Annotated in this window: 14 protein-coding genes; all 14 read right to left on the bottom strand. The window is 62.9% G+C overall.

The window, feature by feature from the left end; translation table 11 throughout:
* Positions 1–13: 13 nt before the first annotated feature.
* Entirely contained in the window at positions 14–937 is a 924-nt protein-coding gene (gene miaA, locus FVP60_RS08300; protein ID WP_147825795.1) for a tRNA (adenosine(37)-N6)-dimethylallyltransferase MiaA, read from the bottom strand.
* Positions 934–2,490 carry a tRNA (N6-isopentenyl adenosine(37)-C2)-methylthiotransferase MiaB gene (gene miaB / locus FVP60_RS08295; protein WP_147825794.1) on the bottom strand — a complete coding sequence of 519 codons (1,557 nt, stop codon included), beginning with the start codon at positions 2,488–2,490 and terminating at the stop codon, positions 934–936. Before miaB ends, miaA begins: the two co-directional genes overlap by 4 nt.
* Positions 2,491–2,536: 46 nt before the next feature.
* On the bottom strand, positions 2,537–3,526 hold the full coding sequence (locus FVP60_RS08290) for a regulatory protein RecX (protein ID WP_147825793.1): 990 nt from the start codon (positions 3,524–3,526) through the stop codon (positions 2,537–2,539).
* The gene (recA, locus tag FVP60_RS08285) at positions 3,523–4,563 is read right to left on the bottom strand and encodes a recombinase RecA (RefSeq protein WP_147825792.1); all 1,041 of its coding nucleotides are present in this window, start codon (positions 4,561–4,563) and stop codon (positions 3,523–3,525) included. Before recA ends, FVP60_RS08290 begins: the two co-directional genes overlap by 4 nt.
* 274 nt (positions 4,564–4,837) lie before the next feature.
* A complete protein-coding gene (locus tag FVP60_RS08280) occupies positions 4,838–5,059 on the bottom strand; it encodes a DUF3046 domain-containing protein (protein WP_147825791.1) in 222 nt (73 codons plus the stop codon).
* 6 nt (positions 5,060–5,065) lie between these two features.
* Entirely contained in the window at positions 5,066–5,392 is a 327-nt protein-coding gene (locus FVP60_RS08275) for a helix-turn-helix domain-containing protein (RefSeq protein ID WP_147825790.1), read from the bottom strand.
* 177 nt (positions 5,393–5,569) lie between these two features.
* On the bottom strand, positions 5,570–6,016 hold the full coding sequence (locus tag FVP60_RS08270; RefSeq protein ID WP_147825789.1) for an SRPBCC family protein: 447 nt from the start codon (positions 6,014–6,016) through the stop codon (positions 5,570–5,572).
* Between the two features lie 10 nt (positions 6,017–6,026).
* Positions 6,027–6,521 (bottom strand): CinA family protein, encoded by a 495-nt coding sequence (locus FVP60_RS08265; protein WP_147825788.1) that lies wholly within the window; start codon positions 6,519–6,521, stop codon positions 6,027–6,029.
* Positions 6,508–7,092 (bottom strand): CDP-diacylglycerol--glycerol-3-phosphate 3-phosphatidyltransferase, encoded by a 585-nt coding sequence (gene pgsA / locus FVP60_RS08260; protein WP_147825787.1) that lies wholly within the window; start codon positions 7,090–7,092, stop codon positions 6,508–6,510. Before pgsA ends, FVP60_RS08265 begins: the two co-directional genes overlap by 14 nt.
* Positions 7,092–9,902, bottom strand: a complete 2,811-nt coding sequence (locus tag FVP60_RS08255) for a DNA translocase FtsK (RefSeq protein WP_147825786.1) — start codon at positions 9,900–9,902, stop codon at positions 7,092–7,094. Before FVP60_RS08255 ends, pgsA begins: the two co-directional genes overlap by 1 nt.
* A gap of 118 nt (positions 9,903–10,020) precedes the next feature.
* Positions 10,021–11,697, bottom strand: a complete 1,677-nt coding sequence (locus FVP60_RS08250; protein ID WP_147825785.1) for a ribonuclease J — start codon at positions 11,695–11,697, stop codon at positions 10,021–10,023.
* Between the two features lie 9 nt (positions 11,698–11,706).
* Positions 11,707–12,684 (bottom strand): 4-hydroxy-tetrahydrodipicolinate synthase, encoded by a 978-nt coding sequence (gene dapA, locus FVP60_RS08245; protein ID WP_147825784.1) that lies wholly within the window; start codon positions 12,682–12,684, stop codon positions 11,707–11,709.
* Positions 12,685–12,948: 264 nt separating this feature from the next.
* The gene (locus tag FVP60_RS08240; RefSeq protein WP_187240613.1) at positions 12,949–13,761 is read right to left on the bottom strand and encodes a type IV toxin-antitoxin system AbiEi family antitoxin domain-containing protein; all 813 of its coding nucleotides are present in this window, start codon (positions 13,759–13,761) and stop codon (positions 12,949–12,951) included.
* Between the two features lie 490 nt (positions 13,762–14,251).
* Positions 14,252–15,004, bottom strand: coding sequence for an SDR family NAD(P)-dependent oxidoreductase (locus FVP60_RS08235; protein ID WP_147825782.1), 753 nt, complete (start codon positions 15,002–15,004; stop codon positions 14,252–14,254).
* Positions 15,005–15,014 lie beyond the last annotated feature (10 nt).

Genomic DNA, 15,014 nt, shown 5'->3' with positions numbered 1-15,014 from the left:
TTTCGAGCTTGAGCTAGTTGATAGCGTCGGGCTCGACGAGGAGCTGCTCGGCACGGGTTTCGCGCGCGTCGATCCATTCGGCATGCTGATACCGGCGGAACCAGGAGACCTGGCGGCGGGCGTAGCGCCTGGTCAGCGCCTGCGTTTCTGCGATCGCTTCGTCTTCGGTCGCCTCGCCTCGCAATTGCGCCAATGCCTGCGCGTAGCCAATGGCGCGCGGCGCAGTGGTTCCGTCTGCCAGACCATGCTCGCGGAGCGCCGCAACCTCGGTAATCATGCCCTGTTGCCACATGCGTTCGACGCGAGCGTCGAGGCGCACCACCAGCTCGTCGCGCGGAATGCCGGTGGCGATAATGCGGTGCGGCTGCCAGTTGACGGGCGTCTCCGGCAGCGCAGCCTTGTGTGTGTCTTTGCCCAGTTCGAGAATTTCAAGCGCGCGAACGATGCGGCGGCCGTTGTGCGGGTCGATGCGCGCGGCAGTCTCGGGGTCTTTTTCGGCGATGCGTTGAAAGAGCACGCCCGGTCCGAGCTCAATCAGCTCGCCTTCGAGTCGAGCGCGCAGCGCCTCATCTCGCGGCGGAAACTGAAAATCGAACAGCACGCTGGAGACGTAAAGCCCCGACCCACCGGCAAGGATCGCACTATTGCCGCGGGCCTGGATGCTCTCGATCGCCGCGCGTGCCTCACCCTGATACCAGGCAACAGCCGCGTCTTCGGCCGGGTCAAGCACATCCAGCATGTGGTGTGCGATGCCCCGCCTTTCGGCAACCGGCAGCTTCGCGGTTCCGATATCCATGCCGCGATACAGCTGCATGGCGTCAGAGCCAACAATTTCTGCCTGCTCGCCGCGGCGCTCAAGTGCCTCGGCGAGATCGAGGGCGAGGTCGCTCTTGCCTGTGCCGGTAGCCCCGACGACGGCGATCAGCCGAGGCGTCACGCCTGCGGGCGCAACACCGGCAGGCCAAGCCCGACGATGCGCTTGCCGTCTTCGCCGACGGTCGTTGCCGGTACGGGCACGCCGCACGATTCGGCCTGCGAGCGGTCCCACGCGTCTCCGGCACGGGTGCGGCGAATACGCAGCTGCTCACCCTCGGCAACGTCGGCGACGAGGTAGTGGGGAGCACCGCGGGTAACGGTCACGGTGACGACGTCGCCGGGGCGCGGAACCTCGGAACCCTCAGGAACGGAGAAGTGCACCAGGCGGTTGTCTTCGGCGCGGCCGGAGAGGCGGTGCGTCGCCGCGTCTTTTCGCCCTTCGCTGGCACCGACGAGAACGTTGACCTCACGCCCAACCTGGGCCTCGGCCTCAGCCTGGCCGACGCGCTCCTGCAGCGCGAGCAGGCGGTTGTAGCGCTCCTGCACGACCTCCTTGGGAACCTGGTTCTCCATGGTGGCCGCCGGTGTGCCTTCGCGAATGGAGTACTGGAAGGTAAACGCGCTGGCAAAGCGTGACTCTTCGACCACGCGCATGGTCTCCAAGAAGTCTTCTTCGGTCTCGCCGGGGAAGCCCACGATGATGTCAGTGGTGATCGCGGCGTGCGGCATCTTCTCGCGTACGCGGTCAAGAATGCCGAGGAACTTCGCCGACCGGTAGGAGCGGCGCATGGCCTTGAGCACGGTGTCGGAACCAGACTGCAACGGCATGTGTAGCGACGGCATGACTGCCGGCGTCTCGGCCATCGCGTCGATGACATCGTCGGTGAAGGCGGCGGGGTGCGGGCTGGTGAAGCGGATGCGTTCCAGGCCTTCAATTTCGCCTGCGGCACGCAGCAGCTTGCTGAATGCCTGACGGTCGCCAAACTCAACGCCGTAGGAGTTCACGTTCTGACCGAGCAGGGTGACCTCAACCGCGCCGTCATCGACGAGCATCTTGATCTCGTTGAGAATGTCGCCGGGGCGGCGGTCCTTCTCTTTTCCGCGCAGCGCCGGCACGATGCAGAACGTGCAGGTGTTGTTGCAACCGACCGAGATCGATACCCAGCCGCTGGAGACCGAGTCGCGCTTGGTCGGCAGCGTCGAGGGGAAGATTTCGAGGGACTCAAGAATCTCTAGTTGCGCTTCGTCGTTGTGTCGCGCGCGTTCGAGCAAGCTGGGGAGGGAGCCGAGGTTGTGCGTTCCGAAGACCACGTCAACGTACGGCGCCTTGTCGATGACCGCCTGCTTGTCCATCTGAGCCATGCACCCGCCGACGGCGATCTGCATGCCCTCTTTGCGGCGTTTGACTGATGCCAAGTGACCCAGGGTTCCGTACAGCTTGCCTGCCGCGTTCTCACGGACGGCGCAGGTGTTGATCACGATGACGTCGGCTTCGTCGCCAAACTCAGCGGGAACGTAGCCAGCCGATTCCAGTGACCCCGAAAGGCGCTCAGAGTCGTGAACGTTCATCTGGCAGCCGAGGGTACGCACTTCATAGGTGCGCTGGGTGCCATCGGGGCGAAGCGCGGCGGGCGACGGCTCGATCAGCGTCGGGGCATTGGAAGGTGAAGACATGATTCTGCCATTCTACGTTCCCGCCGGCGAGGCGGTCTCGCCGGCGCTAGCGGAACCGCGGGCCGCTGACTTCACGGAGAGCTTGCTGTGCGGCTTCACGCGCCACGGTGCCAGCGAACCCGCGCCGAGCGAGTTGGCCGAGGAGCCGTCGCAGGGCAACATCGGGTTGCAGACGCGAGAGCGCGGTTGCGCGAGATCGTGCGTATTCCAGCGCCCGCTCGTCGTCATCGTCTTCCAGCCCAGCCATCGCTGCGGTGATGATCTCGCGGTCGATGCCTCGCGCCGACAGCGCCATGGCGATGGCACGACGCCCCTGCCCCTTGCGCGTAGAACCCGCATAGACGATCTGCTCCGCCAGCACCGCGTCGTCGAGATATCGACGGGCGACGCACGCTTCGACCACGTCGTTTTGCACGTCATCGCCGAAACCGAGACCACGAAGGTACGAGCGTGCCTCAGAGATAGACAACCCCTTGCCGCGCAGCTTCTTGAGCAACGCCGTTTCAGCCTGCTCCCGCTGCTCTTCTGGCGACGCTTCTGGCACCTCGTCGTCGGCACTTTGCACAACGCGCAGGCGCGGACGCGAACGCGCAGTGGCAGCGGCCGGAAATTCTGCCCGTCGAGCAACGTCATCACTCATGGGTTCACCCGGCGATTGCGCATCTTGCCTCTCCGACGCCTCAGGCATGGCGTGCGGCCGGCGCTGATCGGCAGGCTTTGCCAAGTCAGAAGCACGCATCAACGTGGGCTTCTTGGCGCGCCCCATTTCGGGGAGCGTGATCGAGGACGACGTTGGATGCCGCCGGCGAGACCCCGCTTCGTCGTCAGCGTGAGCCGCCGACGGGGCCGAAGACAACGGCACGGGAGGTGTTGGTGCCTCTGGAGCAACCCACCACCCCTCGTCGTCGGTGGCGTGAACGGGATTGGCTTCGCTGACCCAGGCGTTATCGGGCGATGCCGGCTTGTCGAAGCGCCGCCCGAAGATGGGAATCACGGGGGCAAGCTCCTCTCCCCCGTGATTCACATGCTCATTCATGCCGAGCGACGCTCCTCGGTGACGGGCTCTTCGGCGACAGCGCCGCCAATGCCCAGCTTGGCGAGAATCTTCTTCTCGATCTCGTTTGCGGTGTCGGCGTTCTTCAGCAAGAAGTTGCGGGCGTTCTCTTTACCCTGACCAAGCTGCTCACCGTCGTAGGTGTACCAGGCGCCAGACTTCTTGACAATCGCGTGCTCGACACCGAAGTCGATCAGGCTGCCTTCACGCGAGATTCCGACGCCATACAGAATGTCGAACTCTGCCTGCTTGAAGGGTGGAGCCATCTTGTTCTTGACGACCTTGACGCGGGTGCGGTTACCAACGGCCTCAGAGCCGTCTTTCAGCGTTTCGATGCGACGGATGTCGAGACGAACCGATGCATAGAACTTCAGCGCCTTACCACCGGCGGTGGTCTCTGGCGAGCCGAAGAACACACCGATCTTCTCGCGTAGCTGGTTAATGAAGATCATGGTGGTGTTCGTCTGGTTGAGCCCACCCGTCAGCTTTCGAAGAGCCTGCGACATCAGACGAGCCTGCAGACCAACGTGGGAGTCACCCATCTCGCCTTCGATTTCAGCGCGCGGCACGAGGGCGGCAACGGAGTCGATGACGATCAGGTCGATAGCACCAGAACGCACGAGCATGTCGGCGATTTCAAGCGCCTGCTCACCGGTGTCTGGTTGCGATACGAGAAGCGCGTCAATGTCGACGCCCAACTTCTTCGCGTATTCCGGGTCGAGCGCGTGCTCTGCGTCAATGAACGCGGCAATACCGCCAGCACGCTGCGCATTGGCGATGGCGTGCAGCGTGAGGGTGGTCTTACCTGACGATTCTGGGCCGTAGATCTCAATGATGCGGCCGCGCGGAAGACCACCAATGCCGAGAGCAACGTCGAGTGCAATCGAGCCGGTAGGGATGGTCGCGACGGGCGCGCGTTCATCGCTACCGAGCCGCATAACGGAACCCTTGCCGAACTGACGGTCAATTTGGGCGAGGGCTGTTTCTAGTGCCTTTTCGCGGTCTGCGGGTGATGGCATGACGTGCTCCTTGGTGTCGCGTTCTTTGTCGCCTATAGGCTGTCGCGCCGCCCGCTGATGCGAGGCGTGCCTTCGACAAGGCGTCGGTTTTGATGAAGCTGACGCTACGCCTGGCCTCCGACATTGCATTTGTCGAAGGTCAATACGTGGACAACAGCCGCAACATCAACCGTTGTGCAGGAGCTTACGCCCAGTTCGAACGAATATTCGAGGACACGCCGGAGAAAGTTTCGAACACTCGGTGCGTCACACCACAACGAAGCGCAGGCAGTAGCTACCGACGGGCACGATCAATGCGCCCCGCGCCATGCCAGCGCTCCTGGGGCACATCCATCTCGGCGCACAACGCCAGCCAAATATCGCGAGGCGCAATGCCAGCCTCAAGCGCGAAGGTCGAGGTCATGCCGATGGCGGGCAAATGCAGATCCTGAAGGATCGACACCGCCCGCCCACCGAATTCACCATCGACGGCGCGCAAAAACTCGCTGCGACGCATGAAGTATTAGTGCAGTGAAAGCTCAGGCTCTACGGCAGCCACCAGCTCGTCGGGAACGGTGTCTGGGAAAGAACTCACCGTCTCGAAGGTCGTCAGACCCTCCAAAACAGCAATGCGATCCCCCACCTCACGCATCACGACAGAGATCGGAACATCGAGCGCTTCAGCGACGGCCGCGAGAATCTCGCTCGACGCCTCTTTCTGGCCGCGCTCAACTTCGCTCAGGTAGCCCAATGCAACGCTTGCGCGGCTTGCGACCTGGCGAAGGGTCTGCCCCTTTTGCTGGCGGAGGTCGCGAAGCACGTCGCCGATTTCCTGACGTACCAGAATCATTTCGTCCTCCTCCAAATGAACACCCTAGCCGGGTGGACAACAGTACCTTACGAATGCTCATCATTCGAACCGGTTTACATCGAGCGTATTACTCGAATCCCTCAGAACAACCCTGAACAGCCGTACTTCATTCCCGAGATCCCTATGCATTCGCTGAACGCCGGAACCCGGGTCAGCTTACGAGATTTCGACTGCGAGCAATCGTTGCATCGAGTCGATAAACGCGTTGTAGCCGGCACGCAATCCCTCCTGCGCCTCGGCGGGCCATCCCGGAGTCGGTTGATGCAGCACGAGCCGGGTTTCGGCGTCTGAAAGCTCATCAAGATCGAAGCTCACGGCAAGACGATCCGGGCTCTCCGGCTCATCCGTGATCAGCAGTACCACTCGCGTTGGTTCCACCAGCTCGGCAAACTCCCCCGCCCAGTGCTTCTTCTCACCGTCAGGCAAGTGCATGACCGCAGTCCATTGGCCCCCGACGCGGGCGTCCCAGGTCATTTCTTCTCGCGGAACGGCAACGGCGTCGGTGCCAAACCACACACGAAATGAATCGGCGGTCACAATTGCGTCGTAAACCGCTTGGCGCGAAGCGTTCAGCGTGCGTTCGACAATAATCTCGTCTGCCATGGTGTTCCTCTCAGGTTTCTGGTGAATCTATCGCGAGCGCCCGCGCCACAGCCTCGACTGCGCTCACCACGCTCTGCTGACGGATGCTGGCGCGGGTTCCGCTGAGCTGAAGCGGAACCACAAACTCGGTTTCGGGGGTGGAGACCGCGATGTAGACGGTGCCGACGGCATGTCCGTCGGCGGGGTCGGGGCCAGCAACACCCGTCGTCGCGACGCCGACGTCGACCCGGTGCTCGGCAGAGACGGCACCCCGCACACCCCGAGCCATCTGGAGGGCAACGTCAGGATCAACGGCGCCGCGCGATTCAAGCAGCGCCGCATCAACGTGCAGCAGGCTGTGCTTCACGCTGGTGGCGTATGACACCACGCCTCCGATATACACGGCCGAGGCGCCAGGAACCGAGACGAAGGCATCGGCAAGCAGACCGCCGGTCAGCGATTCGGCGGTGCTCAGTGTGTACCCGCGCCGGGCGAGTTCAGCCAGAACGCGCTCAGCTGTGCTCATCGCTCTTTCCGCGTTGGGCGCGACGGCCACGCAGTTCTGCCGCAATGATGTCGATGCCGCTGACCACGGTGAGCACGACGGCAATCGTCATGGTGACGGTGTTCACGATGTGAATCCAGTCGCCAACGACGTTCCACAGCGGTAGCAGCGCCAACGACAGCGCGAGTGCCTGTGCCACGGTCTTCAGCTTGCCCATCCACGCGGCGGCTACGACGTGGTCAGAGGCCACCGCGAGGCGCATGATGGTGATGCCAATTTCGCGCACCAGCACGATGATCGTGATCCACCACGGCAGTTCTGCAAGCATCGACAACCCGACGAACGCGAGCCCGGTTAGCGCCTTGTCGGCAATCGGATCTAGCAGCTTGCCGAGGTTGGTGACGATGTCGTATTTGCGGGCGAGGTATCCGTCGATGCCATCGGTGGCGATCGCGACAATGAACAGGATCGCCGCCGCCCACCGCAGCGTGCCGTCCCGGCCGTCGTCGCTCAGCAGCATCCAGAAGAACACGGGTGCGCACAGAATGCGCACGATGGTGATGGCGTTAGGCAATTGCCGAGGAATAGTCATTAGTCACGACCCGTCAGGTTCCAGGCGTCTTCGTCGCCATCATCGTCACTCTCGACGACGGGAAGCCCATCGTGCTGTGCCGCAATTGCGTCTTGTCCGTAGCGGTCGGTTTCGTCGAGCTGAGCGGGCTGCGCTGGCGGAACCACGGCTGCCGTTGGCAACGGCGGCGCCGGTGGTACGTTGGCGGGTGCCGCAGGTGCTGGTGCGGGCGGTTCCTCGCCGCGCAGTCGAGCCAGAACCGCAGGCAATTGTTCCGTCGTCACAAGCACATCGCGAGCCTTCGAGCCTTCGGATGGGCCAACAATCTCGCGGGATTCGAGCAGGTCCATCAGACGGCCAGCCTTCGCAAACCCGACGCGGAGCTTGCGTTGCAGCATGGAGGTCGAACCAAACTGGCTCGAGACAATGAGCTCGGCGGCGGCGAGCAGCAACTCAAGGTCGTCGCCAATGTCGGCATCGACCTCTTTCTTCTCGGCAACCTGTTCGACGTCGGCACGGTACTCCGGGCGTGCCTGGCCGGTGACATGCTTGACGACCTTTTCGATTTCAGATTCGCTCACCCAGGCGCCCTGCACGCGCAGAGCCTTGGAGGCACCCATCGGCAAGAAGAGGCCATCACCCTGACCGATCAGTCGATCGGCGCCGGGCTGGTCGAGGATAACGCGAGAGTCGGTAACGCTTGTCACGGCGAATGCCAGTCGCGACGGCACGTTGGCCTTAATCAGACCGGTCACGACGTCGACAGACGGGCGCTGTGTTGCCAGCACCAGGTGAATACCCGACGCACGTGCCAACTGCGTGATGCGCACGATCGAGTCTTCAACATCGCGCGGCGCGACCATCATCAGGTCGGCGAGCTCGTCAACAACGACCAGGAGATAGGGGTAGGGCTTGAGCACGCGCTCACTGCCTGCCGGAACCTCGATTTCACCGGCAACGACCGCCTTGTTGAAATCGTCAATGTGACGGAACCCGAACGACGCGAGATCGTCGTAGCGCATGTCCATCTCCTTCACGACCCACTGCAGCGCTTCTGCCGCCTTCTTGGGGTTCGTGATGATGGGCGTAATCAGGTGGGGCACGCCCGTGTAGGAGGTGAGTTCGACACGCTTGGGGTCAATCAGAACCATGCGAACTTCGCTCGGCTTGGCGCGCATCAGCAGGCTCGTGATCATCGAGTTCACAAAGCTGGACTTACCCGAACCGGTCGAACCGGCAACGAGCAGGTGGGGCATTTTCGCGAGGTTGGCAACGACGTAGCCACCCCCAACGTCTTTACCAACGCCGATTGTCATCGGGTGAGTGCTCTTCTTGGCTGCGTCCGAGCGGAGGATGTCACCCAGCGTGACGATCTCACGATCTGCGTTCGGAATTTCGATACCGATGGCGCTCTTGCCAGGAATCGGCGCGAGAATTCGCACCTCGTTGGAGGCGACCGCATACGCGATGTTGTTGGTCAGCGCCGTAATGCGCTCAACCTTGACGCCCGGGCCGACTTCGACCTCGTACTGTGTGACCGTCGGCCCGCGCGAGAAACCGGTCACCTTCGCGTCGACGCCGAACTGTTCGAATACACCGCTCACGGCGGCAACGACGGCGTCGTTCGCCGCGGAGTGTGCGACACCCGGGGTGCCCTGTTTCAGCGCGCCGTCGCTGGGCAACGAATAGGGCGCCGCGGGCGAACCCATGCCGTGCTCCCCCGGCCCCTCCGTGCCGAAGCCGGTGAGACCGGGAAGGTCGGTTGCGGTCTCGTTCTGGTCGAAGTCGTCCATGATGGACGTCGCAGGCGACTTGACCGCCGTATCTGCCGCGTTACGGAGTTCGGTCAGCACCTGTGTCGCGGCGTCGGGCGAAATCGTCGGCGCAGGCACGGCCGGTGTCGCCTTCGTGACTGCCTGCTCAAAGCTGCCGTCGCCCTTGGCGGGATCAAGCAGGGCGGTCAGCGCATCGGAGTCGAGTCCGGAGTCATCGGCCTCTTCACGACCAGACTTGTTCCGGCGCCACCACGGCACACTCTCATTGGTCGCCGCGGCCTCATCTTCGGTGTCGCGGAATGTGGGCGAGGACGACGGCGTCTGACGCTCTTCACCAAACAGCCAGGCGTACAGGTCGCCGAGGCGCTGGGGAATGCGGTTGGGCGGCGTCTTGGTCAGGATCAGAACGCTCAACACGGTGAGCAGCGACAGCAGGATGTAGGCCACGACATCGCCCAGCAGCGAGAGCGGCTGCCCGAGCATCCAGCCAAACAGACCACCGGCAGCGCTCAGTGCCGGCATGCCCTGAATCGTGTCGGCAGCGGCGCTGTCTGCCACCGTGGGCTGCGGTTTTCCGCCGGCGATGTGGCAGAAGGCGGCCAGTGCAATCGTGAAAATGCCAAAGCCAATGCCGATGCGGCCGTTGTCGTGCACGGAGGACGGGTGACGAAACAGCCACCCGGCAAGCAGAATGAGCATGACGGGAAAGACGAAGGCGACACGGCCGATCAGGCCGCCGAACGAATACGCGCTAATCGTGGCGGCAGCGTCGTTGCCGATAAAGAACCACTCGTTGACGGCACCAGCAACGGCCAGCAACACGAGCAAAAACGGGAGCCCATCGCGGCGCTGCTCCTTCTCCAGCGACTCCGGCCCGAAGGCACGAAACAGGCCGCCAACACCGTGCGCGAGGGCCATATAGGCGCGCGTCGCCGCACCCGGCTTGACCGGGGTGTCGGCATAGTTTTTCGGTGCGGGTTCTACCTTTTTTGCGCGCGACGATGAGCCCTTCGCGGGCGCCTCAGCTTTCGCGGCTTGGCTGTTCGTCCTGGCCATTCCTCAACGGTACGACCGAGCCCCGACATTTGCCCGGATTGCGCTCGGCTAGGCGCAACACCTGCAACGAGAAATCGTGCCGCCCCCGATATTCAGGGACGGCACGATTCACGCGGTTTTACGCTTCGATGACGAGCGGAACAATCATCGGACGGCGGCGCAGGCGCTGGTTGACCCAGCGGCCAATGGTGCGGCGCACGACTTGGCTCAGGGCATGAGAGTCACGCACGCCGGAGGCAGCAGCCTCCGCAAGCGCGGCCTCAATCTTTGGCTTCACATCATTGAAGACGGCATCATCTTCCGCGAAGCCGCGGGAGTGAATCTCCGGCCCCGAGATGACAGCGCCGGAGGACGAATCCACGACAACAATGACGGAGATGAATCCCTCCTCGGCCAGAATCCGGCGATCCTTCAGGTCAGCGTCGGTGATGGCGCCGACGCTGGAACCATCGACGTACACCTTGCCGACGTCGAGCTGACCGACCACCGTGACGTCGCCATCTTTCAGGTCCATCACGGTTCCGTTTTCGGCCAGAATGGTGCGCTCGGCGTCAATACCGGTCTGCTGCGCAAGCTTGGCGTTTGCGACCAGGTGACGGTATTCACCGTGCACCGGAAGCACGTTCTTCGGCTTCAAGATGTTGTAGCAGTACAGCAATTCGCCTGCGGCCGCGTGACCAGACACGTGCACCATCGCGTTGGCCTTGTGAACCACGTTGGCACCGAGCTTGGTCAAGCCATCGATCACACGGTAGACCGCGTTTTCGTTGCCCGGAATGAGACTGGAGGCCAAAATCACAGTGTCGCCCGGGCCCGGCTCAATAGCGTGGTCTAGGTTTGCCATGCGACTGAGCACAGCCATTGGCTCACCCTGCGAGCCGGTGGACATGTAGACAATCTGATCTTCGGGAAGATCGCGTGCCTTCTTGTAGTCGATCAGAACGTTGTCTGGCACTTTGAGGTAGCCGAGTTCTTCTGCGATGGTCATGTTGCGCACCATGCTGCGACCGAGCAGAGCAACCCGGCGCCCATTGGCTGCCGCGGCGTCAAGAACCTGCTGCACACGGTGCACGTGGCTGGAGAAGCTGGCCACGATGACACGACGCGGCGACTTTGAAATCACCTGTTCCAGCACCGGACCAATGCCACGCTCGGTGGGCGTGAACCCGGGAACATCGGAGTTGGTCGAGTCGACCAAAAACAGGTCAACGCCCTCCTCGCCCAGTCGGGAGAAGGCACGAAGGTCGGTAAGACGGCCATCGAGCGGCAACTGGTCCATCTTGAAGTCGCCAGTTGCGAGCGCCATTCCTGCTGGCGTGCGAATAGCGACGGCCAGCGCGTCAGGGATGGAGTGGTTAACCGCGACGAACTCGAGCTCGAAGGGGCCGACCTGTTCGCGCTGCCCCTCCTTGACGACCAGCGTGTAGGGCCGAATCTTGTGCTCTTTCAGCTTCGCCTCAACGAGCGCGAGGGTGAGCTGCGAGCCGATCAGCGGAATATCGGGCTTCAGACGAAGCAGATACGGAACGGCGCCGATGTGATCTTCGTGTCCGTGCGTCAACACCACGGCCTCGACATCGTTCAGACGATCACGAATCGAGTCGAAGTCGGGCAGGATCAGATCGACACCGGGCTGGTGTTCTTCGGGAAAGAGCACACCGCAGTCAACGATGATGATCTTGCCGTCGTATTCGAAGGTCGTCATATTGCGACCGATTTCTCCGAGCCCACCGATGGGCGTGACGCGAAGAGTGCCGGCTTCAAGCGGCGGCGGGGAGTAAGTCGTGGTGGGCATGAACGCCTTTCAGCGAGTCGTCCCGTGCACCTTCGGCAGCGCGCCGCCTGCAGCGGCATTGCGGTCGGGGCGGAAGTTCGAGAAGTCAACGCCGACGACGTCGCGCACCAGCGCGAGTTCGTCTTCAATCTTGGCGGCTTCCCACTCTTCCGGTCCGACGAGCGGAAGACGGACACGGGGGCTATTGATACGGCCGAGGCCGTGCAGGATGTACTTTGCCGCGACGGTGCCTGGAACGTGCGTCATTGCTGCGCGCACGAGGGGCTCCAAGCTGCGATGCTGCTCGGTTGCCGCGTGAAGGTCGCCGCGGTTTACGGCGTCCACGATGGCTCGATACGGTGCGGCGGCAATATTCGCCGTCACGCCGATGAGACCAGATGCACCAATCGACAGGTGCGGAAGAACATTGGCGTCATCGCCAGAAAAGTAAAGCAAGTCGGTCTGGTTGAGCACGCGGCTCACCTCACTAAAGTCACCCTTGGCGTCTTTGACGGCCAGAATGTTGGGGTGCTTTGCGAGGCGCAGAATCGTCTCGTAGTTAATGGGAACGCCGGTGCGTCCGGGAATGTCGTAGAGAATAACCGGCAGGTCGGTCGCGTCTGCGACGAGGCGGAAGTGCGTGAGAATGCCCGCCTGGGTCGGCTTGTTGTAGTACGGCGTGACGATCATGATGCCGTCGGCGCCGGCCTTCTCGCTGGCCTTGTACAACTCGATGGCGTGCGCGGTTTCGTTTGACCCACCACCGGTAATGATCTTGGCTCGACCGGCCGAGACGCTCTTACCCACCTCGACAAGCTTCAACTTCTCGGCGTCGGTCAGCGTCGAGGTCTCTCCCGTGGTTCCGGTCACCACGATGCCGTCGGCACCGTCGGCGATGACCCGATCCATGTGCTTCTCGACCGCGGGCCAATCAACTTCACCGTCGGCCGTCATCGGAGTGACGAGCGCAACAAGAACCTGTCCGAAGGGATTGGGAGTAGCGGCCATGCTCCCAGCGTACCCGTCAGAGTCGACCGGGGCGAAACACTGTATCGCCGCACGTCGGAGATGTCGCCACATGTTCAGGACCACGCCGACAAGTTGCCTCAGCAGTCGCACGCCCTCCGACCTGAGACAACACAGCAAGAGAGCCACGGAGCGGGAACCACGCAAGCAGCAGCGGAGACGGAACCGGGCAGCCCCAGAGACCAGGCGTTCCAGCGCAGAGTCCGGAGCGCTGGAACGCGGAGTGGGCTGGCAAGGATGTGAGTCTCAGTCCTCAAGGGCCGCCAGAATGGCTGCGATCACGCGCGGCCAGTCGTACATGACCATCGCATAGTCGAAGCGCAACACCCGAAATCCCTGCGCCGTTGCATCAGCATCGCGGATGAGATCTTTGTGCCGACGCGAGTATCCGTCATGGTTCGCTCGCCCATCGACTTTGATGATTAGCCGCCCGATCAGAAAGTCGACCCGCCCAACACCGTGAACCGGCACCTGAGCGCGAACGAGCAACCCAAGACGAAACAGTCGCAGTCGAACGAGCGATTCCAGCCCACTCTCGGAGTCGCCTCGCGCAAAATCGACAAGCAGCCGAATCCGCGCGGGCACCTGCCCACGAATCCAGTCGCGATCTTTACGCGTCAGCAGCCCTTGGTTCCATGCCGATTCCAGCGCGACGAAGAATGCCTCATCGCCCTGACACGCGGCAAGTTGCACGAGCGCAACACGCACCGACGCAATACCGAAGCCGCGCGAATACTGGTCGTGGTGATCGGTGCATGAGCAGTCGGCGTGGGTGAACGTGCGCGCGTGGGACGCGACTCCGACGTGGAGACCTTTGGCCACCGGTAAGACCCAGACTCCACGCTGCTTCAGCGCTGAGACGCACGCGAGCTGTCCGCCGTGCGCGGCGGCGAGGGTGCTCGGCAGGTCGAGATTTACGGCTATCACGCCGAGGCGAACCCGGCTGAGTCGGCGATCGTCAACCGCGCGCGAAATCTCGTAGGGTGTGAAGCCGTGCGCTCTCAGTTGGCGCGTTCGCACCACACCGCCGAATTGCGCGACCGTCTCTCGTATGTCCATGAACGAAGTGTGCGGTTTCGCGTTTCGCGCCACTCTAAGTCTCAACCCAACTGCGGACAACCGCCCCTTGGTTCCGCCCTGTGGAGGAAAACTCTCGCCTCCTCGGCTAAGTGGGCGCCGAAACCGTGGCGACACGCCCCGGGCGTCTGAATGGTGCCGACCCGCACTCGGCATCGAAGCCTCGCCGACACTTGCCGGGCGTCGGAAGCCCTGTGGCCGAAGTGACGAATCGTCGGCGTGTCGGCTGACGTGCGGCCACTTCTCCGACGTGAGCTGAGATTCGCCCCAGCCCGAATCCGAGGGCTAGGTTCGCCCGAGACCCGAGCTGCGGTCGCCCGAGTCTCGAGATGCCGTCCCCTAGGCCCGAGCTACCGCCGCGCTAGGCCCGACCTGCCGTCGCCCTAGGCCGATCGGCGTTGCCGCGCGTCGGAACTGTTGTCTCCAGTTTCACGCCCGTTCTCCTTACCTCCCGCGCAGGCTCCCGCGTTCCCTACCTCCCGCGGGAGCCCAGCCGCGCGAGCGCGGGGTCAGGCAGGATGGCCGTCAGCTTGGCAATGAGTTTGTATTTGAGGGACGGAATCGACACGGCCTTTCCTCGCGCGGCATCCCGCAGGGACTCGGCAACGACGTCAGAGGCATTGAGCCACATCCACCCGGGTACTCCCTCGTTGCCGGGCTCGAGTCCCATCCGCTCATGAAAGTTGGTGTGGGTGTAGCCCGGGCATACCGCCGTCACGGTCACGTTTTCATAGTGCGTATTCGCCCACCGCGAGAACGACACTAGCCACTGCTTACACGCACCATATGTGGAACGCGGAATATAGGCCGCGATCGAGGCCACGTTGAGAATGCGTCCGCCGCGCGTCGCCATGACCTGCAGAGCCGCGTGCGAGAGTTGCAGCGGTACGGCGACATGCAGCGTGAGGTGATCAAGCTCGGCCGACACATCGTTGGTGGCGAAATCAAGCGGCAGTCCGAAGCCCGCGTTATTGATCAACATGTCGATCGGCAAATCCTCGGACTTTACGCGGTCTACAACGCGCGCCAGATCGTCCGGCTTCAACAGGTCGGCAACCAGCACGGTCGCGGAACCACCGAGGCGCTCGGCCTCGTCGGCAACCGTTTGCAGGGCACTCGCCGCTCGTCCCACGAGCACGACGTGTGCCCCTCGGGCGGCGAGCTGACGTGCGTATTCGGCGCCGAGTCCGGAGCTGGCGCCAGTGATCAGGGCGGTGCGAGGCATGACCCCAACC

Origin of the sequence: Microbacterium mitrae, assembly GCF_008017445.1 — a bacterium.
GTDB classification, from domain to species: domain Bacteria; phylum Actinomycetota; class Actinomycetes; order Actinomycetales; family Microbacteriaceae; genus Microbacterium; species Microbacterium mitrae.
The sequence above is the reverse complement of the archived record's forward strand: the minus strand, read 5'-3'. Positions and strand labels throughout refer to the sequence as shown.

What these genes read in the sequence shown, in the direction of transcription:
- miaB (WP_147825794.1), bottom strand. Translation starts at nt 2,490, where the DNA reads ATGTCTTCACCTTCCAATGCCCCGACGCTGATCGAGCCGTCGCCCGCC.
- FVP60_RS08290 (WP_147825793.1), bottom strand. Translation starts at nt 3,526, where the DNA reads ATGAATGAGCATGTGAATCACGGGGGAGAGGAGCTTGCCCCCGTGATT.
- recA (WP_147825792.1), bottom strand. Translation starts at nt 4,563, where the DNA reads ATGCCATCACCCGCAGACCGCGAAAAGGCACTAGAAACAGCCCTCGCC.
- FVP60_RS08280 (WP_147825791.1), bottom strand. Translation starts at nt 5,059, where the DNA reads ATGCGTCGCAGCGAGTTTTTGCGCGCCGTCGATGGTGAATTCGGTGGG.
- FVP60_RS08275 (WP_147825790.1), bottom strand. Translation starts at nt 5,392, where the DNA reads ATGATTCTGGTACGTCAGGAAATCGGCGACGTGCTTCGCGACCTCCGC.
- FVP60_RS08270 (WP_147825789.1), bottom strand. Translation starts at nt 6,016, where the DNA reads ATGGCAGACGAGATTATTGTCGAACGCACGCTGAACGCTTCGCGCCAA.
- FVP60_RS08265 (WP_147825788.1), bottom strand. Translation starts at nt 6,521, where the DNA reads ATGAGCACAGCTGAGCGCGTTCTGGCTGAACTCGCCCGGCGCGGGTAC.
- pgsA (WP_147825787.1), bottom strand. Translation starts at nt 7,092, where the DNA reads ATGACTATTCCTCGGCAATTGCCTAACGCCATCACCATCGTGCGCATT.
- FVP60_RS08255 (WP_147825786.1), bottom strand. Translation starts at nt 9,902, where the DNA reads ATGGCCAGGACGAACAGCCAAGCCGCGAAAGCTGAGGCGCCCGCGAAG.
- FVP60_RS08250 (WP_147825785.1), bottom strand. Translation starts at nt 11,697, where the DNA reads ATGCCCACCACGACTTACTCCCCGCCGCCGCTTGAAGCCGGCACTCTT.
- dapA (WP_147825784.1), bottom strand. Translation starts at nt 12,684, where the DNA reads ATGGCCGCTACTCCCAATCCCTTCGGACAGGTTCTTGTTGCGCTCGTC.
- FVP60_RS08240 (WP_187240613.1), bottom strand. Translation starts at nt 13,761, where the DNA reads ATGGACATACGAGAGACGGTCGCGCAATTCGGCGGTGTGGTGCGAACG.
- FVP60_RS08235 (WP_147825782.1), bottom strand. Translation starts at nt 15,004, where the DNA reads ATGCCTCGCACCGCCCTGATCACTGGCGCCAGCTCCGGACTCGGCGCC.